Annotated in this window: 19 protein-coding genes and 2 pseudogenes; 12 read left to right on the top strand and 9 right to left on the bottom strand. The window is 65.1% G+C overall.

The window, feature by feature from the left end; translation table 11 throughout:
- The first annotated feature begins 110 nt into the window (after positions 1–110).
- Both APZ15_RS40460 and APZ15_RS41560 read left to right on the top strand, forming a co-directional pair.
- On the top strand, positions 111–461 hold the full coding sequence (locus APZ15_RS40460) for an H-NS histone family protein (RefSeq protein WP_049097964.1): 351 nt from the start codon (positions 111–113) through the stop codon (positions 459–461).
- Between the two features lie 95 nt (positions 462–556).
- Positions 557–1066, top strand: a complete 510-nt coding sequence (locus APZ15_RS41560; RefSeq protein WP_138143361.1) for a hypothetical protein — start codon at positions 557–559, stop codon at positions 1064–1066.
- Positions 1067–1535: 469 nt separating this feature from the next.
- Here APZ15_RS41560 and APZ15_RS36890 read toward each other — a convergent pair whose 3' ends face one another.
- A complete protein-coding gene (locus APZ15_RS36890; RefSeq protein WP_027792464.1) occupies positions 1536–1946 on the bottom strand; it encodes a fatty acid desaturase in 411 nt (136 codons plus the stop codon).
- Here APZ15_RS36890 and APZ15_RS36885 point away from each other — a divergent pair.
- A complete protein-coding gene (locus APZ15_RS36885) occupies positions 1945–2292 on the top strand; it encodes a helix-turn-helix transcriptional regulator (protein ID WP_236849600.1) in 348 nt (115 codons plus the stop codon). The two genes, APZ15_RS36890 and APZ15_RS36885, sit on opposite strands and share 2 nt — an antisense overlap.
- A 187-nt stretch (positions 2293–2479) precedes the next feature.
- On the opposite strand, the gene moaD is transcribed toward APZ15_RS36885, so the two are convergent.
- The 5 genes from moaD to fdhD all read right to left on the bottom strand — a co-directional run bounded on the left by moaD (position 2480) and on the right by fdhD (position 6822).
- Entirely contained in the window at positions 2480–2737 is a 258-nt protein-coding gene (gene moaD / locus APZ15_RS36880) for a molybdopterin converting factor subunit 1 (protein ID WP_027792466.1), read from the bottom strand.
- 52 nt (positions 2738–2789) lie between these two features.
- Positions 2790–3362 (bottom strand): molybdenum cofactor biosynthesis protein MoaE, encoded by a 573-nt coding sequence (locus APZ15_RS36875; RefSeq protein ID WP_027792467.1) that lies wholly within the window; start codon positions 3360–3362, stop codon positions 2790–2792.
- Positions 3363–3408: 46 nt separating this feature from the next.
- Positions 3409–4533: a GTP 3',8-cyclase MoaA gene (gene moaA / locus APZ15_RS36870; protein ID WP_027792468.1), complete on the bottom strand. Its 1125-nt coding sequence runs from the start codon at positions 4531–4533 to the stop codon at positions 3409–3411.
- 205 nt (positions 4534–4738) lie between these two features.
- Positions 4739–5953: a molybdopterin molybdotransferase MoeA gene (locus APZ15_RS36865; protein WP_057056496.1), complete on the bottom strand. Its 1215-nt coding sequence runs from the start codon at positions 5951–5953 to the stop codon at positions 4739–4741.
- Positions 5953–6822, bottom strand: a complete 870-nt coding sequence (gene fdhD, locus APZ15_RS36860) for a formate dehydrogenase accessory sulfurtransferase FdhD (RefSeq protein WP_027792470.1) — start codon at positions 6820–6822, stop codon at positions 5953–5955. The genes APZ15_RS36865 and fdhD overlap by 1 nt, the downstream gene beginning before the upstream one ends.
- A 425-nt stretch (positions 6823–7247) precedes the next feature.
- Here fdhD and APZ15_RS36855 point away from each other — a divergent pair, with 425 nt between their 5' ends.
- From APZ15_RS36855 to APZ15_RS40440, 7 genes and pseudogenes are all read left to right on the top strand, one after another.
- Complete coding sequence (locus tag APZ15_RS36855; RefSeq protein WP_027792471.1) at positions 7248–8648, top strand: cytochrome ubiquinol oxidase subunit I; 1401 nt, start codon at positions 7248–7250, stop codon at positions 8646–8648.
- A gap of 3 nt (positions 8649–8651) precedes the next feature.
- On the top strand, positions 8652–9659 hold the full coding sequence (gene cydB, locus APZ15_RS36850; protein ID WP_027792472.1) for a cytochrome d ubiquinol oxidase subunit II: 1008 nt from the start codon (positions 8652–8654) through the stop codon (positions 9657–9659).
- Between the two features lie 163 nt (positions 9660–9822).
- Complete coding sequence (locus APZ15_RS36845) at positions 9823–10743, top strand: bestrophin family protein (RefSeq protein WP_027792473.1); 921 nt, start codon at positions 9823–9825, stop codon at positions 10741–10743.
- A gap of 71 nt (positions 10744–10814) precedes the next feature.
- Entirely contained in the window at positions 10815–11408 is a 594-nt protein-coding gene (locus APZ15_RS36840; protein WP_027792474.1) for an SMI1/KNR4 family protein, read from the top strand.
- Between the two features lie 35 nt (positions 11409–11443).
- Positions 11444–11629, top strand: a pseudogene (locus tag APZ15_RS42460) (VOC family protein); the annotation flags it as partial.
- Positions 11630–11750: 121 nt separating this feature from the next.
- A complete protein-coding gene (locus APZ15_RS36835) occupies positions 11751–13010 on the top strand; it encodes an IS256 family transposase (RefSeq protein WP_027787261.1) in 1260 nt (419 codons plus the stop codon).
- A gap of 28 nt (positions 13011–13038) precedes the next feature.
- Positions 13039–13194, top strand: a pseudogene (locus APZ15_RS40440) (VOC family protein); the annotation flags it as partial.
- Between the two features lie 22 nt (positions 13195–13216).
- On the opposite strand, the gene APZ15_RS36830 reads toward APZ15_RS40440, so the two are convergent.
- On the bottom strand, positions 13217–13549 hold the full coding sequence (locus APZ15_RS36830) for a hypothetical protein (protein ID WP_027792475.1): 333 nt from the start codon (positions 13547–13549) through the stop codon (positions 13217–13219).
- Positions 13550–14040: 491 nt separating this feature from the next.
- Between APZ15_RS36830 and APZ15_RS36825 the strand changes: the two genes are divergently transcribed.
- A complete protein-coding gene (locus tag APZ15_RS36825; protein WP_021157925.1) occupies positions 14041–14451 on the top strand; it encodes a VOC family protein in 411 nt (136 codons plus the stop codon).
- A 113-nt stretch (positions 14452–14564) separates the two neighbouring features.
- Here APZ15_RS36825 and trpS read toward each other — a convergent pair whose 3' ends face one another.
- Together trpS and APZ15_RS41970 are read right to left on the bottom strand one after the other, a co-directional pair.
- Positions 14565–15578, bottom strand: a complete 1014-nt coding sequence (gene trpS, locus APZ15_RS36820) for a tryptophan--tRNA ligase (RefSeq protein ID WP_027792476.1) — start codon at positions 15576–15578, stop codon at positions 14565–14567.
- 209 nt (positions 15579–15787) lie between these two features.
- Positions 15788–15943, bottom strand: a complete 156-nt coding sequence (locus tag APZ15_RS41970) for a hypothetical protein (protein WP_021157927.1) — start codon at positions 15941–15943, stop codon at positions 15788–15790.
- A 931-nt stretch (positions 15944–16874) separates the two neighbouring features.
- On the opposite strand from APZ15_RS41970, the gene APZ15_RS36815 reads away from it, so the two are divergent.
- Positions 16875–18503 (top strand): tyrosinase family protein, encoded by a 1629-nt coding sequence (locus APZ15_RS36815; protein ID WP_027792477.1) that lies wholly within the window; start codon positions 16875–16877, stop codon positions 18501–18503.
- The last annotated feature ends 10 nt before the right edge of the window (positions 18504–18513 follow it).

Below are 18513 nucleotides of genomic sequence, written 5' to 3'. Positions count from 1 at the left end.
CATACGGGTGTGGTGCGTCTGATTCATATAATTCGCATCCCTATATTTAATGATCGCAACATCCGAGAACCAAGGTGAGCGCTTGGCGCTCTTCTCTTCGAGAATACGATATGCAAAGCTACCGTGATTTGAAAGAGCAGATTCAGGAACTTCAAAAGCAGGCTGAGCTTGCCCGCACTCAGGAATTGGCGAGTGCGGTTAAGGAAATACAAAAATTGATCGAAGAATTCGACCTGATGCCAGAGGACCTGTTCTCTGAACGCAAGCTCAAGCTGCGTCGCGGCAAGCGTCGCGGCCCGGCCACGGTAAAGTATCGTGATCCGGAGTCTGGTGCCTTATGGAGTGGGCGGGGACGAGAGCCTCGGTGGATCGCTGGCCGGGCAAGGGAACAGTTCCTGATCCACCGGTCGAATTGGATCGCGGAGCCGGCGGCATCATCGGCAACCGATGCACTGAGTTGACTTGCCATGCCATCGTCCGTCGTCACGCATCATCCCGAATACGGTCGTTGGCCACTGAGTGCCGGTCCGGTTCATGCATAGGCTTATGCCCTGCCATGTCCATATCCTTGTCGCTCGACCGAATTCGCGTTGCGTTGGGACGCATTCGTGCTCGGGTTTCGAGTTGCATTCCCGCGGCGAATCGCAAGCCAATCGGCTTTCAATCGTCGAGCGTTCTTGTCGAGGATCCGAGCGGGGCCGATGTGGTCCTCGCCGCTACCATTTCTGCCGTCAGAGCGGAAGCGAGTGTCTCCGAACTCGAAAGTCTCGAAGTTCGGCACGCGAGGCTGCCGACCGCGCATTTTCCGAGCACTCGCGCTCACGTAGACCTGATCGGCTCACGTGTCCGGAAAGCTCAGTTCCACGCCGCGCGCGCCCGCGCCCACGCCAACGCTGCGGTTTTGATTTTCATGGGTGGAACGGAGCATCACTTGGGTTCGCCGTTGGAAGACCTCAAGCGCCACGCGGAGCAAGCGAAACAGGCGCAAGTACTCGCAAGTGATCTCCTGGAAATTTCGCTTACCTTAGAGCGCAGGGAAAAATCTCGTTCCCTGCGATGCCGATGAAGACACGTTTCAAAGTCCGGCCTCTCGGAGTCAAGGGCGTAAGCGTGTTCTTTTCCGTTACATGAAGCGACCCCGCGAAGGAATGCCTGTGAGCTTGGCCGGGACCGACAACGGTGCTGGCAATATCCGCTGCGCCGCGATGGTCGTGTTCGCGACGATCGTGATGAAGTGGCTGCATTGATGCGCGCCGCGTTGCCGGGCGGTATGGGCAAGGCGTGATTGCCGGAATGATGGGCGACCGCACGTTCCCGCGTACAACACGCTTCGCTTCCCGCAAACATTGAACGACAGAATGTGCCGGCATCGATTTCGACGCCGGCACATTCAGCGTACCGGCCGAAACGCTGCCGCGGGCCGCGGTCGGCATCGCAACGGAGTCGTATCGCGATTCGATGAGAATTTCAACGTGTCGCGTCACCCGCGCGAAACGCAGCGACGCGTTACGCGTCGTGCCCGCGCGAGGCTTGTTTCACGTCGCGGCCACGAACCCCGTCATACCGCTGCGCGCATTGGCGTCGGCCGCGAGGCGTCGTTCCGGTTCCGTCGCATGGATGCGATCCCATGCAAGTACCTTGGGGGGCATCAGCCGGTGCCAAAGCGGCGGAATCATCGCGACGACGATCGTCGTCAGGTAGCCGCCGATTATCATCGGCGCATCGGCAAACGGCTTGAGATCCTGATAGGGCACTTCGCCCTGAGCATGATGATGCGAATGGCGCGTCAGGTTGAACATCGACCGTGAACTGATGCGTCGATTGGTATTCCATGAATGGCGCGGCTGGACCGGCGTGCCTGGATCGCGAACGATACCGTAGTGCTCCATGTAGTTGACGATTTCCAGCAGTGCCTTGCCCCACAACGCGCAGAGCAGGAAGTACATGCCCGTTCGCGGCCCGCCGATGCCCCATGCGCTTGCGCTCAGGGGCCGGCGACTGATGCTCGAGCGGGTGGGCGCGTTTCCGTCGCAACAGTCGACCGCCCAACTGCTGAACATGACGCCGCGCACCTTGCACCGGCGATTGGCCGACGACGGAACGTCGTATCGCGAGATCCTCGAAAGCGTGCACCACGCGCTGGCGGTCGAGAGCGTGAAGTCGGGCAAGCTCAGCCTGCAGGAAATCGCGTTCCTGCTCGGCTACGACAGTCTCGGGAATTTCCGCCGTGCATTCATCCGCTGGGAGGGCATGTCGCCGTCCGAATTTCGTCGGGCCGAAACCCGATCGTGAAGCGTCTCCGGCGACGATCCTGTCCTCGTGAGGGCCGATCGCGGTGGTGCGTGTTGCCTGCCGAACCAGATGGCATGCGCGCGTACGCATCGGGCTGACGGAAACCCGGAATCTGTATCGCGAAGGGCAAGCAGCCGACACGCGCCGGCCCGTATCCGGCCCCGGAGAGATTCCGCCCATCGCGACGTCACCCGCCCGTCACCGGCGGGAAAAACGCGACCTCGCTGTCCTCCCGCACCACGAATTCACCCGTCACCATCTCGAGGTTGACGGCCGCGCGCACGGGCCGGTCCATCCGCAGCGCGTCCGCGCTGCGTGCGTCGCGCGCGGCCAGCGTGCTGCGCAGCGCGTCGACGGTGAGTTCGCGTGCGTCGACCTCGACGGTTTCCTCGTCGCGCTCGAGTTGTTCGCGAACGCTTGCAAAGTATTTGATCGTCAGTTTCATTGCGATGTCTTGAATGGAGTCGGCGGAATCGAAAAGCGCGCGGCGGACCGGCTCAGCCCCAGCGCCGCATCGCCTGGTCGTCGTGCGCCTTCGCCTCGACCCAGCCGGATTCGCCGTCGTGCCGGATCTCCTTCTTCCAGAACGGCGCGTGGGTCTTCAGGAAGTCCATCAGGAATTCGCACGCATCGAACGCACACGCGCGATGCGCGGCGGCCACCACGACCAGCACGACGGTCTGGCCGAGCGGAATGCGCCCGACGCGATGCACGATCTTCACCGCTTCGAGCTGCCAGCGCGCGCTGGCTTCCTCGACGATGCTCCACAGGGCCTGCTCGGTCATCGTCGGGTAGTGCTCGACCTCGAGCGCGACGACATCGTCGACATCACCTTCGTTACGCACGACCCCGAGAAAATTCACGACTGCGCCGACATTCGGATTGCGAACGATCGGCGCAAGCTCTGCGCCTGCGTCGATCGGCGCGTACTGCACGCGCACTTCGAAGCCGGCGGTGATCGCGGGCGGCGGTTCGTGGTGCGGGTCGGCCGCATCGACGGGCGGCGGGTGGCCGCCGGCACGCAACGGATCGTCCGGCAGCCCGGCAGGGGATTCGGTGAAGGTCGTCATGACTGGTTCTCCATTTGGCGGCGCGTGCGGTGTCGCGCGGCGGCGCTCAGCCGCCGACGAGCGACATGCGCACGGTCGGATAGGTCTTGCCCGGCACGCGGGCCGGCCGCGCGGCCCGGCGCTCGGAATAGCGGTCGTCGCGGTGCGTCCAGCGATCGCGCACGGCGGCGGCGAGGTCGGCGCTCGACGCTGCTTCGTCGAGCCACGGCCGCAGGTCGGTGCCTTGCGTCGCGAACAGGCACGTATAGAGTGTGCCGTCGGCCGACACGCGGGCGCGCGAACAGGTGCCGCAGAACGGATGCGACACGCTCGCGATGAAGCCGACCTCGCCTGCACCGTCGATGTGCGCGCAACGGATCGCGGTCGCATCGTGCGCCGGTTCGCCGACGAGCACGAGCGGATAGTGCGCATCGATCAGCGCGCGCATCTGCGCGGCCGGCACGACCTTGTCACCCGACCAGAAGCTCGCGCCGCCGACATCCATGTATTCGATGAAACGCACGGCCACGCCGGTATGCCGGAAGTGCCGCACGAGCGGCAGGATCTGGTCGTCGTTCACCCCGCACTCGATCACCGCGTTGACCTTGACCGGCGCGAGCCCGGCCGCCTGCGCGGCCTCGATGCCGGCCAGCACGCGCGACACGGGCACGTCGGCGTCGCTCATCCGGCGGAACATCGCGTCGTCGAGGGCATCGAGGCTGACGGTCACGCGCGACAGGCCCGCGTCGCGCAGCGAACGCGCTTTCGCGGCCAGCAGCGAGCCGTTGGTCGTCAGCGCGATTTCGACGGGCTTGCCTTCGACGGTCGTCAGCGCGGCGAGGCGTTCGATCAGTGCTTCGAGGTTGCGGCGCAGCAGCGGCTCGCCGCCTGTAATGCGGATCTTTTCGACGCCGAGCGACGTGAACGCGCGGGCGATCTTTTCCAGTTGCGTGAACGACAGCCGTTCGGACGACGGCATGAACGCATAGTCGGCGCCGAAGCTTTCGCGCGGCATGCAGTAGCCGCAGCGGAAATTGCACTGGTCGATGACGGACAGGCGCAGGTCGCGCAGCGGGCGGCCGAGCGTGTCGGTCGGGCGGGGGAAGGCGCCGGGCGATGCGCCGCCGGAAGCTGCGGCGGCGGCCGGCGCGGCGGAAACGATGGCATTCACGATCGGTTCGTCGGCCTGCATGAAGTAAGCGAAGGGGCGGCGCCGGTCGGCCGTGCGCATGCCGAAATGGCGGCGCACGGCGCGTGACGAGCCTCCTCGTGAGGATAGTCCGCCGGGTTTTTCCGGCAGGGACACAATCGCGCCCGAATTGCAGGAATACAGTTCGCGGCGCGGGACGCGCGGCGCATGCGCGGCAGCGGCAGCGGGCGCGTGTCGGGCGTCGCGCTCATGCGAGCCACGGCGCGAATTCGTAATACGGTACCGCGTCGCCGTTCGCGATGCGTCGCCCGGCCGGCAGCCGGGCCAGCCCGCTCGCCTGCACGAGCGACTGCAGCGTGCCGGCGCCTTGCTGGCGCAGCGTATCGAGGACGGGCATGCCGTCGAGGCCGACCGTGCAGTGCACGCGCACGAAGCGCTCGCGCTGCGCGTCCGGTTCGAAGTCGCCGTCGATCGGCAGCGACGGCACGATCGGCAGGCGTGCGGCGCGCCCCTGCAGGCGGCGGATCAGCGGCGCGACGAACAGCGCGAACGCGGTCATCGCCGCGCCGGGGTTGCCGGGCAGCAGTACCACCGGCCGCGTGTCGAGCCGCGCGAGTGCAACCGGCTTGCCGGGCTTCATGCGCACGCCGGCGACGATGAACGATGCGCCGAGCGCGTCCAGCGTGGGGCGCAGCAGATCCTTGTCGCCGACCGACGCGCCGCCGACGCAGATCACCAGGTCGCAGCCCGCGTGCAGATCGCGCAGCGCGCGATCGACGGCGGGTGCGGTGTCGGCGGCATGCAGACTCATCGCGACCTCGGCGCCGGTGCCCGAGACCAGCGCGCCGAGCATCGGCGCATTGCTGTTGTAAATCTGTTGCGGCGCGCGCGGCTGGCCGCACGCGACGAGTTCGTCGCCGGTCGTCAGGATGCCGACGCGCAGCGCCGGACGCACGTCGATACGCGCGAACCCTTGCGCGGCGGCCACGCCGACATGCATCGCGCCCATGCGCACGCCGGCCGGCACGAGCAGGTCGCCGGCGCGCACTTCCTCGCCCCGGCGGCGGATGTGCGAGCCGCTGCGCTGCGGCGCGTCGAACGCGACCCGGCCGTCCTGCTCGTGCGCATGCTCCTGCATCACGACGGTGTCCGCGCCGGGCGGAATCAGGCTGCCGGTGAAGAGGCGCGCGGCCGTGCGCGGGGCCAGCGGCGCCGGCATGTCGCCCGCATAACAGCGTTGCGCGACGTGCAGCGGCTCACCGAGTGCGAGATACGCGTGACGCACGGCGTAGCCGTCCATCGCACTCTGGTCGGCCGGCGGCTGGTCGAGCACGGCGGTGAGCGGCGCGGCCAGCACGTGGCCTGCCGCTTCGGCGACCGGGACGGACAGGGTGGCCCCGAGCGGCGCGAACGCGCTCGCGAAATGCTGCTGAGCGGTATCGAAATCGGTCAGTGGTTTCATCAGGAGAAGTCCGGGTGTGCTTGCGCAAGCGCCGGTTGGTCGGGGTGAACGGCATCGGGCGACACGTACTCGACGAAGCCGTCGTTGCGGCAGAAGCCGAGCAGCCGCACGCCGGCTTCGCGGGCGACGTCGATCGCGAGCGACGTCGGCGCCGAGATCGTCGCGATCATCGGGATGCCGACCCGCGCGGCCTTGCGCACCAGTTCGTAGCTCGCGCGGCTCGACAGGAACACGAAGCCGTCGTGCAGGTCGGCGCGGCGCCGCGCGAGCCGGCCGATCAGCTTGTCGAGCGCGTTGTGGCGGCCGACGTCCTCGAACACGTCGAGCACGGCGCCGTCCCGGTCGCACCAGGCGGCCGCGTGGATGCCGCCGGTCTCGCGCATCAGCGTCTGATGGGCCGGCAGCGTGCGCGCGGCGCGTGCGATCGCGTCGGCGCCGATGCCGGCGGCCGCGCCGGCGGCGGCGATGCGCGGCGGGTGCAGGTCGAGCTGCGCGATGCTTTCGATCCCGCAGACACCGCAGCCCGTGCGGCCGGCCAGCGCGCGTCGGTGCGCCTTCAGCGCCATGAACGCCTGCTGCGACACGGTCAGGCGCACTTCGGCGCTGCCGGGCCGGCATTCGCTCTCGATGTCGAACACGTCCGACGCACGCTCGACGATGCCTTCGCTGAGCACGAAGCCGAGGCCGAACGCGTCGAGGTCGATCGGGGTCGCCATCATGACCGTGTGGGCAATACCGTTGACCACGAGTGCAACCGGCGTTTCGTCGACGACGCGGTCGACGGTATCGCGCACTTCGCCGGCACGGTGACGTGTCACATGACACGCGGTGCTGCCGGTCGGCTCGTCGCGGCGGATGCAGGACTCCATGCGGTTTCTCCAGGCGGATCGGCCGGCGGGCCGGCCGGGTCGGGCGCGTACGCCGGACCAGGGGAATCGGGGCTGCCGGGCGGGCGCGGCCGAGGGGCGCGCCGTGGCCGCGGGCAGGCGTTGCATCGGATGTTAACGGGGATGAACAGTGCGCCCGATGTACAGCGCTGCAGTGCGGAAAGCAGTACAGCTGATCGTCCCGCCGGCGCGAAATGTGTTTTCCGTACACACATCTTCGGCAACGGAAGCAGCACAGTTTCAGCGCACGTTCGAACGATTGCGAGTATCGTTGCAAACGCGATATCGTCATTCACGCTTCGATGCCATGCGAGTGACCGTTTTGTATTCGCATGTGTCGTCGGCAAGCCGTCGCGCGATTTCCTGCTTCGGGCGGACATCCTCACAAACACGAGCAAATTACGGTCATGGAAATCTTCGATGCGTTCCATCTCGCACGATTGCAATTCGCATTCACGGTGTCGTTCCACATCGTGTTTCCCGCGATCAGCATCGGTATGGCGAGCTTCCTGGCGGTGCTGGAATGGCGCTATCTCGTCACCGGCGACGCCGCCTACAAATCCATGTTCCAGTTCTGGTCGAAGATCTTCGCGATCGGCTTCGGGATGGGCGTGGTCTCCGGCGTCGTGATGGCGTACGAATTCGGCACGAACTGGGCCGGCTTCTCGCGCGTCGCGGGCAACATCACGGGCCCGCTGCTCACCTATGAAGTGCTGACGGCGTTCTTCCTCGAAGCCGGCTTCCTCGGCGTGATGCTGTTCGGCTGGCAGCGCGTGAGCCCGCGCGCCCACTTCTTCGCGACGCTGATGGTCGCGGTCGGCACGCTGATCTCGACGTTCTGGATTCTCGCGTCGAACAGCTTCATGCAGACGCCGCAGGGCTACAAGATCGAGAACGGCCTCGTCGTGCCGGTCGACTGGTTCAAGATCGTGTTCAACCCGTCGTTCCCGTACCGTCTCGTGCACATGACGATCGCGGCGTTCATCGTCGCGGGCTTCATCGTCGCCGCGTGCGGCGCGTGGCACCTGCTGAAGGGGCGCCGCGACGAGCCGGTGAAGCGCAGCTTCTCGATGGCGCTGTGGATGCTGCTGGTGCTCGCGCCGATCCAGATCGTCGTCGGCGACGCGCACGGGCTGAACACGCGCGAATACCAGCCGGCGAAGATCGCGGCGATCGAAGGGCTGTGGGAAACCGAGAAGGGCGGCACGGCGCTGAACCTCGTCGGGCTGCCCGACATGCAGGCCGAAACCACGCGCTATGCGATCCAGGTGCCGCACCTCGGCAGCCTGATCCTCACGCACAGCTGGGACGGCGAGATTCGCGGGCTGAAGGAATTCCCGCCGCAGGACCGCCCGTATTCGCCGATCATCTTCTGGACGTTCCGGATCATGGCCGGCCTCGGGATGCTGATGCTGCTCACCGCGCTGCTCGGGCTGCTGCTGAGAAAGGGCGGGCGCCTCTATGAAACGCGCTGGTTCCAGTGGTTCGTGGTCTGCATGGGGCCTTCCGGCATCGTCGCGCTGCTGGCCGGCTGGATTACGACCGAGGTCGGGCGGCAGCCGTGGACCGTGTACGGCGTGCTGCGCACCGTCGATTCCGTCGCGCCGCTCAGCGCGCAGCAGGTCGGCGTGTCGCTCCTGATCTTCGTGGTCGTGTATTTCCTGGTGTTCGGAACGGGTGTCTACTACATGCTGAAACTGATGAAGCGCGGGCCGGCTGCCCAGGCCGGGTATATCGAGCTGCACCGGCATCCGGGGCTGCGCAAGAGCGCGCTGTCCACGCCGCTGAACGTGACCGAAGCGGAGTAAGCCATGCAAATCGATCTTCCTGTCGTGTGGGCCGCGATCATCGGCCTCGGTGTATTCATCTACGTGATGCTGGACGGCTTCGATCTCGGCATCGGCCTGCTGTTTCCGTTCTTCGATGCGAAGGCCGAGCGCCAGGTGATGCTCGACACCGTCGCGCCGGTGTGGGACGGCAACGAGACGTTCCTGGTGCTCGGCGGCGCGGGGCTCTACGGCGCGTTCCCGGTCGTCTATTCGACGCTGCTGCCCGCGAACTACCTGCCGCTGGTGCTGATGCTGGTCGGGCTGATCTTTCGCGGCGCGGCGTTCGAGCTGCGCGCGAAGGCCACCCGCACGCAACACATGTGGGATCTCGCGTTCATCGGCGGCTCCGCGCTCGCGGCGTTCTGCCAGGGGATCGTGCTCGGTTCGCTGCTGCAGGGGATCAAGATCGTGAACAACCAGTTCGCGGGCGGGCCGTTCGACTGGCTGTCGCCGTTCAGCCTGATGTGCGGGATCGGCGTGCTCGTCACGTATGCGACGCTCGGCTGCGGCTGGCTGATCCTGAAGGTCGACGGCGAGCTGCAGCGCAAGATGCGGCTCCTGATGAAGCCGCTCGCGGGCGTCCTGCTCGCCGTGATGGGCGTGGTCAGCCTGTGGACCGTGATCGGGCTGCCGGCCGTCGCGCACCGCTGGTTCGGCAGCGGCAATCTGGGCTGGTTCCTGCCGGTGCCGATCCTCGTCGTCGCGTGCGTGTGGGGCATCTTCCACTCGGTGAAGCGCACGCACGAGGCCACGCCGTTCCTGCTGACGCTCGCGCTCGTGTTCCTCGGCTACACGGGGCTCGTGATCAGCATCTGGCCGAACATCGTGCCGCCGTCGCTGTCGATCTGGGATGCATCGTCAAGCTATTCGAGCCAGAAGTTCGCGCTGATCGGCACCGTGATCGTGCTGCCGATCATCCTCGTGTACAACGCGATGCAGTACCGCGTGTTCCGCGGCAAGGTGCGCGAGGGCGATGTCGGTTATCACTGAGCGCCGCATGATGTGACGGGCGCGGCGCGCGCGGGCGTATCATCTCGCGCAGCACGGCGCCCGGCCCGGCATCCACCCGACAGCGGCCCGCCACGCGCGGGCCGCTGCGCATCGGGCGCCGGCGTGCCGTATCGCGTATTTCCCTGGCAGTCGAGAAAACACCATGATCGTCCGACCACGACAAAACTGGCTCAGGATGCTGTTCGTCTGGAACGGCTCCGTGCTGCAATCGATCATTCCGCAGCTCGTGTTCATGGCGATCGTCAGCACGCTGGCGGTCTTCACGAACGGGCGCATCTTCGGCGAGAAGATCCCCCTCAATACCGCGCCGTTCACGCTGTTCGGGCTGGCGCTCGCGATCTTCCTCGCGTTTCGCAACAACGCGAGCTTCGAGCGGTTCAAGGAGGCGCGGCATCTGTGGGGCAACCTGCTGATCGCGGCGCGCGCGCTGACGTCGCAACTGAATCGCTACCTGCCCGACAGCGTCGACGACGCCGAGCGCAACCGGCTCGCCGACCTGCTGATCGCGTTCACCTATGCGCTGAAGCATCAGCTTCGCCATACCGATCCGACGCAGGACCTGCAGCGGATCCTCGGCGCGGAGCGCACCGCCGCGCTCGCGGGCAAGTGTTTCAAGCCCGTGGCGATCCTCGACGAGCTGCGCGGCAGCATCGTCCGCGCGCTGGGCCGCGCGCCCGGCAGCGACGCGACCTGCTGGATGTTCGAGGCGCAACTCGACGAGCTCGGCAAATCGGTCGGCGGTTGCGAGCGCATCTTGTCGACGCCGATCCCGTTCTCGTACAGCGTGCTGCTGCATCGCACCGTGTATGCGTATTGCGTGCTGCTGCCGTTCGGTCTCGTCGATTCGACGGAGTTCTTCACGCCGCTGATCTGCGTGTTCATCGCGTACACGCTGATCGCACTCGAGGCGATCGCGAACGAGGTGGCCGAGCCGTTCGGCCTCGCGCCGAACGCGCTGGCGCTCGATGCGATGGCGCGCACGATCGAACGGTCGGTGCTCGAACTGGGCGATCGCCCGCTGCCGGAGGAATTCGTGCCGGCGTCGACGTACCAGATCACGTAGGCAGGTGCGCGGAAGGGGCGGGTCGCGTCGGGCGCTAGAATGGCGCTGGCCTGTTCTTCGGATCTGACGCGATGACCCTCGTCGACACCTATCTCGCCGGCCTGCGTGCCGTGCTGCCCGACACCGACAACGCGGCGCTCGCCGCCGCCACGGGCGCGACGCCCGCGCAGCTCGACGCGCTACGCGCTGCGTATCCGCAGTGCCCGGCCAGCCTGCTCGAACTGCTCGGCACGCTCGACGGCACCTACTGGCGCGACTACGGCGGCACGACGGTCAACGTGCTGGTGCTGGGCTCCGACGTCTACGAATACCCGTATTACCTGCTGTCGGCCGCGCAGATGCTCGAGGAAGGGGCGAAGTATCGCGACAGCATCGCCGAGATCTACGGCGACGACGCGAACGACGACGGCGAACTCGTCGATCCACGCATCGACATCGCGCTGCCGATGGGCCGGCGGCTGTGCTTCTCGCATTGCATGAACAACGGCGGCACGTCGCAGCTCTACATCGATTTCGAACCGGCGGCGGGCGGCAAGGTCGGGCAGGTCGTGCGCTTCCTGCACGATCCCGACAGCTACGCGGTGATCGCCGACGACTTCGACGGCTACCTGCGCCAGCTGATCGACGGCGGTTATGCGTTTGTCATCGATTTCGACGAAGAATAGCGGCGGCGACGGCTGCTATTTCAGGAGAGGTTGAAATGCGAATCTACGTGACGAGTATTTTTGTCGACGACCAGGACAAGGCGTTGACGTTCTATACCGACAAGCTCGGTTTCAAGCTGAAGAACAACGTGCCCGTGGGCGAGTACCGCTGGCTGACCGTGGTGTCGAAGGACCAGCCGGACGGCACCGAGCTGCTGCTCGAGCCGAGCAACCATCGCGCGGTCGGGCCTTACAAGCAGGCGCTGTACGAGGACGGCATTCCGGCGGCATCGTTCCAGGTCGACGGAGCCTATCCGAAACTTTGTGTGCGAGGCATAAACTGGCGACCAAGGAGCCACTTTTATGCCACGCAAACGCAAGGAAGAAGTGACGATCGAACCGGGCAAGGGCTTGAACCTGGACCCGGAACTGATCAAGCAACTGGTGCCCGGAACGCTGGACCGGGCGACGATCAACGAGCAGCTTGCCGCACTCAAGAAGGCGATCTTCGAGCGGGCGCTGGGCGGCGAACTGACCCACCATCTCGGCTACGAGAAGGGCGAGGCCAAGCCGTCGGACAGCACGAACCACCGCAACGGCACCAGTCGCAAGCGCATCACGACCGACGACGACCTGCTCGACGTCGAGATTCCGCGTGACCGCGAAGGGACGTTCGATCCGGTGCTCATTGCCAAGGGCGAGCGACGTTTTACCGGCTTCGACGACAAGATCATCGCGATGTACGCGCGCGGCATGAGCGTGCGGGAGATTCAGGGGTTCCTGCTGGAGATGTACGGCATCGAGGTATCGCCGGACTTCATCAGTACAGTGACCGATGCGGTGATCGACGAAGTGCGTGAATGGCAGCAGCGGCCGCTCGAGCCGATGTATCCGGTCGTGTTCTTTGACGCCTTGCGCGTCAAGATTCGCGACGAAGGCGTGGTCCGCAACAAGGCGATCTACTTGGCGCTCGGCGTGCGCCGCGACGGCACACGTGACGTGCTCGGCCTCTGGATCGAGCAGACCGAGGGCGCTAAGTTCTGGCTGCGGGTCGTCAACGACCTGAAACTGCGTGGCGTGCAGGACATCCTGATCGCCGTGGTTGACGGCCTGAAGGGCTTCCCGGAAGCGATCAACACCGTGTTCCCGGAAACGACGGTTCAGACATGCATCGTGCATCTGATCCGTAACTCGCTGGACTTTGCGAGCTGGAAAGATCGCAAGTCGGCTGCCGCCGCGCTCAAGGAGATCTACCGAGCACCGACGGCCGAGGCGGCCGCCGTGGCGCTGGACGCGTTCGACGCTGGACCGTGGGGCACGAAATACCCGCCAATTGCCGCACTCTGGCGGCGAGCCTGGGAGCAGGTGATTCCCTTCTACGCGTTCGCGCCGGACATACGGAAGATCATTTACACCACGAACGCCATTGAGTCGCTGCACATGCAGCTTCGCAAGATCATCAAGGCACGCGGCCACTTCCCGTCGGACGAGGCCGCGCTGAAGCTGATCTGGCTGGCACTGCGCAACGTCGTTGCCAAGTGGACCGGCTCCCGGCACGATTGGAAGAGCGCGATGACCCAGTTCGCGCTGCTTTACCCAGAGCGCTTTAGTATCGGAATCTGAGTTTTAACCTGCCTCACACACGAAATTCCGGATACCTCCGGTCGACGATCTCGATGCGGAATTCGCGCGGCTCAGGGATCTCGACGTCCGCTTCACGCTGGAGCCGATGGACGCGGGGCCCGTGCGCGTCGCGATCGTCGACGATACCTGCGGGAACCTGATTCAACTGATGCAGATGAAGTGACGCCGCGCCTCTCGAGGTTGATCTACACGACGTTGTCCAGTGCTTTGACCTCTGCGATTCGTGGCTCGGTGATCCAGAGCGCATCGATCATCTGAAACACCAACGGGGCCAGCGGCGTACCGATGACCTGCTCCCGGGCAAGCGCGAATTCAAACAAGCCGGAATTATCGACGCCCCGTTCCGCGGCGTTCACGACGGAGACAGGACCGCCTCCCTCGCGCGGAATATAGATCAATGAAACCAGAACGCGGTCGGCAGGCCCGGCGCTTTCCCCCCAGTCGCCCAACACGAGGTCAATGATCGGCGGATGGTCCGGCCTTCCGGTTGCCCATTGGACGAAGTAGACGCCACCCACTGAATCGTCTTGGTGCAGTTCGCCCGTGATTCTCCTCGTCTCGCTACCACAACACGCACAATTGAAAGTGGATGCTTCCCCCGGGTACGCGTGTATCGATTCGTCGGCCGACATTGGGCAGAGTCCCCAAAGTAGTTGCAGGTTGAAGGCGGCGGTTCCTGCGGGAATCCGTGCGGATCGGGTTTCCAGGACCAGGCTCCCGGACAGGAGAGCAGCCGAAATGAAGCCTATCAAGAAACCGGGCCGCCGACCTCGAAGTGCTCCACGCATGTAGTCGGAAGAACGTCGTCCGTGGATCGCATGCGAAACGATAGCGGGTTGCGCGGGCGCGGCATCGGCGGAGTGGACCAAGGGACGGCCCGCTACCGCCATGAACGACATCGCGTGTGACAGTGTCGGGTGTGCAGGTATTGCCCACGAGCGGCAGCGTGGCTTCGGCGCGAATTGTCGCGCTCATGTAGACTCGTGTGCCCTTCAACGGAGTAGATGCAATGCAACTGCTTGATCACGTGTCAATCAGCGTGCCGGATATCGAACTGGCGCGCCCGTTCTACGATGCCATCATGGCCGCGCTGGGCGCGGCCCGGGTCTATGACCGGGGCACCGCACTCGGCTACGGCGAACGCTGCAATGCGAACGACACCGCATCGACCTTTCTCGCGATCTACCTGGATCCCGCCGAAATCGGCGTGAGCAAGCGGCACTGGTGCTTCAAGGCCGCGAGCCGCGCGCAGGTGGATGCGTTTTTCGAGGCCGGCCTCGCGACGGGCGGGCAGTCCGACGGTGAGCCCGGCTTGCGGCCGCATTATCACGGCGACTACTACGGGGCGTTTCTCGTCGACCCGGCCGGCAACCGGGTCGAGGCGGTGTGCCACGCGTCCGTGCCGGCGCACGCATCGTGACGAGAGGCGGTTGCAGCGGCGCACGCACGCGCACCTGATGCGGTGATCGCCGCGCGCCGGCCCGATACTGTCCGGCGCGCGGCGCGCGTTCACGCACGCGCTGCCTGCGCCGCTCAATCGAAGTAGTTCAACCCCATCGCCCCCTTCACCTCCGCGAGCGTCGCGCCGGCCACGTCCCGCGCGTGCATCGTGCCGCGCTTCAGGATCGCCATCACCTCGGCCTTGTCGGCCTCGAATTCGCGGCGGCGCGCGCGGATCGGCTCGATCAGCGCCTGCAGCCGCTCGTTCAGCACGCGCTTGACGACGCTGTCGCCGAGCCCGCCGCGACGGTAGTGCGCCTTCAACTCGTCGACCTTCTGCACGTCGGGCTCGAACGCATCGAGGAACGTGAACACGACGTTGCCCTCGACCTGGCCGGGATCGCTCACGCGCAGGTGGTTCGGGTCCGTGTACATGTCCTTCACGGCCTGCGTGATCTCGTCCGGCGTCGAGCCGAGCGTGATCGCGTTGCCGAGCGACTTGCTCATCTTCGCCTTGCCGTCGATCCCCGGCAGCCGCGTGACCGCCGACAGCACGGCCTCGCATTCGACCAGCACGGGCCGGTCGACCGTCGCGTTGAAGCGGCGCACGAGTTCGTTGGTCTGCTCGATCATCGGCAACTGGTCGTCGCCGACCGGCACGTGCGTCGCCTTGAACGCGGTGATGTCGGCCGCCTGGCTCACCGGGTAGGTCAGGAAGCCGGCCGGGATGTCGCGCTCGAAACCGCGCAGGCGGATCTCTTCCTTGATGGTCGGGTTGCGTTCGAGGCGCGCGACCGTGACGAGGTTGAGCAGGTATTGCGACAGCTCGGCGAGCTCGGGCACCTGCGACTGCACGACGATCGTCGAGATCGCCGGATCGATGCCGACGGCGAGATAGTCGAGCGCGACTTCGATCACGTTCTCGGTGACGCGCTGGCGGCGGCCCATGTTGTCGGTCAGCGCCTGCGTGTCGGCGAGCAGCAGGAACTGCTTCGCTTCGTGCTGCATCTGCACGCGCGCGCGCAGCGAGCCGATGTAGTGGCCGAGGTGCAGCGGGCCGGTCGTGCGGTCGCCGGTGAGGATGGTCGGTCGGGTCGGGTGGGTCATGTTGGTCGTTGCTCCGGGTTATCGAAGCCGCCAGCCATGTCGTCTGCGCAGAAACGCAAATGCCGCCATGGCTGGCGGCATCACGTTTGGGACATGCAAAAGGAAACGGGCCGCCTGGGTCAGGCGCGCCACCAGCAATGCACGTTCGGCGAGGCGGGTTGGGTTTCCATTGCGCGAGTATAGCGTAGAGCGGGGACGGACGTGCCGCGTCAGCGGATGACGGACTCCATCGCAAGGTAGGCGGTTTCGGCCGACGGCCACAGCAGGTACAGCAGGCCGGCCATCAGCAGCAGCGCGCCGGCGCGTACCAGCGGCGTACGGTCTTTCTCGCGCGGGAGGCGGGTGGGCGGCTTCGAGTTCTTCATGCTTGCTGGCGCGCGAGGCGCCACTCCAACGGTTGCTGCAACGGGTCGGGTGAGGCGACGCCGGGGTGTTGCGGGGTTCGACGGGGGCTGGGGTGCGGCCGGGCACCGTGTCGCCCGGGCGGGACGGCGGGGTTGGCCGCTGGCGGGCATAAAAAGGGACGGTTGAACACCCTTTGGCGGCCATCCATGCCGAGGCGACCGGCATCCTACCAGTTCGGCGGCGCGGACACAGTCAAGAATTGTCGGGGACAGGACCGCAGGGGGCGCGTCGAATGGCCGTGACGCTACCGGCTCGGGATAGCGTCGTCCAGATGCCGCGATGCAACCTTGCCCGTTCTCCACGAGCTTTCAGCCGCATACGTGGCAACTGACAACCGTAAGGTTTCTTTCAGTCGATTGCATTCGTCAACACCGTCGCGCTCCCGTGATTATCCCGAGCCTGTTTTTTACTCTCGCGTCGTAAATGGGTGTGATTATTTAAGAAAATTAAACGGGCCAATCATCATTTTCGCCTTCGAATTTTTTTTGAGATTCAAGGTCGCCTTGACCTTGCTAAAACCAATTCCATCTGCTTTATTTACTCATACCAAATCAGGATAAAACGCTATCGGGGTATCACAGTCACTTCGTCAGGTATTGGTGCCTGACGAAGTGGCATCGACTCACCACGGCATCCCTACGATCTGAAGGCGCAGCCCCTTTTCCAGCGGGCGTGCTGCGCCTGTTGCGCGTGTCCGCGCCCATGGAGGCGATCAGGTGACCACGCGGGCCCGCCCATGGCCCGCCGATTAATGCTTTCAAAATGATACGCGATATTTGAATAAAACGAATTCGATTGAGCGCGAGTTTAAATGCTTTATTAACTACCTGCTTACGTTCAAAACCTGGCGGCCAAGCCCTAATGCTACCCACGAAGGAGGCTGGATATATCATGAATAACGCATCTGGAGTCAGAGTTCGTCCGTCGATCGAATCGTTGCAAGTCGAATATCTGAAAGGCAACAAAAAGCCGCTGGAAGACCTGATGCGCGCGTGGAAAGGCATCAAGGCATTGCCGCCCGACGATCCGAACTCGTTCTTCATGATCGGCGGCTTCCACGGCGAGCCGTTCCGCGGCGCCGGCTGGGGCTCGGCGTCTTACTGGGGCGGTTATTGCAACCACGGAAACGTGCTGTTCCCCACCTGGCACCGTGCGTACCTGCTGCGGCTGGAACAGGCGCTGCAGAGCATCCCCGGTTGCGAACAGGTGATGCTGCCGTTCTGGGACGAAACCAGCGAAGAGTCGCTGACGAAAGGCATCCCGTGGGCACTGACCGACCCGGATTTCGAGCTCGACGGCGAAAAGATTCCGAATCCGCTGGCCTCCTTCACGTTCAACCGGGCGATCACCGACAACATCAACGGCGACGATCCGAACTACAGCAAGCCGCTGCCTTACGTCACGGTTCGCTACCCGCTGTCGGGGCTCGTGGGTACCGACAAGGACCGGGCCGCGACCGAGAAGCACAACGCCAAGTTCAAGGATGCCAAGGAGAACGTGGTGTTGCTGAACCGGAACATCGTGGACTGGCTCACGTCCTACATCGTCGTCAAGGGCAAGGTGGTGCCGACCAACGTGAAGCGCAAGTTCGAGCAGTGCCTGGACGCGCCGAACTACACGGTGTTTTCCAACACGACGTCCGCGGCCCAGTGGAACGAGAATCTGCCGGAAGGCGCGATTCCCGTCGTCCCGCTCGAGTCGCCGCACAACAAGATTCACCTGGCGGTCGGCGGGTTCGACGTGCCGCACGGCCCGAACAAGGGCGACCTCTCGCCGATTCCGGGCGCCAACGGCGACATGGGCGAAAACGACACGGCGGGCCTCGACCCGATCTTCTATTTCCATCACTGCTTCATCGATCGCGTGTTCTGGCTGTGGCAGAAGCGGCACGGCTTCACGCAGCACCTCGACGTCATCGCCGAGTATCCGGGCACCAACTCGGTCGACGCGCAGGGGCCGACGCCGGGCACGGTGCCCAACTCGTGGCTCACGCTCTCGTCGCCGCTCGATCCGTTCAAGAAGAGCGAGAACGGCAAGGAGCGCGCCTATACGTCGCTCGACTGCATCAACATCGAGGAGCAGCTCGGCTACACGTACGGCCCCGGTTCGCTGGAAGACCTGCCGAAGCTCTCGCTGGCGGCGACGACCGTGCCGGCCGGCAACAGCAGCAAGGTCGTGCGCGTGTCCGGGCTGAATCGCGCGCCGATCGCGGGGTCGTTCCTGGTCTCCGCGTACGTCAACGTGGACGGCGAGCGGCACCTGCTCGGCACGGAGGCTGTGCTGAGCCGCTGGAGCGTGCAGTACTGCGCGAACTGCCAGACGCACCTCGAAGTGAAGGCGTTCTTTCCGCTGGACCAGTTCTCGGTGAGTGCGGTGGAGGGGGCCCAGTACGACGTCGAGATCCATACGCGCGAAGGCGTACGCCTGCAGACACAACCGGCTTCGCCGCCCGTTTCGCAAGCCGTCGCCGGTGCGGCTCCGCAAGCCGCGCCGAAACTGTTCCGGCTCGAGGTCCGATAACGACGGCGCG

It is taken from the genome of Burkholderia cepacia ATCC 25416 (assembly GCF_001411495.1).
GTDB lineage: Bacteria > Pseudomonadota > Gammaproteobacteria > Burkholderiales > Burkholderiaceae > Burkholderia > Burkholderia cepacia.
This window is presented reverse-complemented; position numbering and strand designations above follow the sequence as displayed.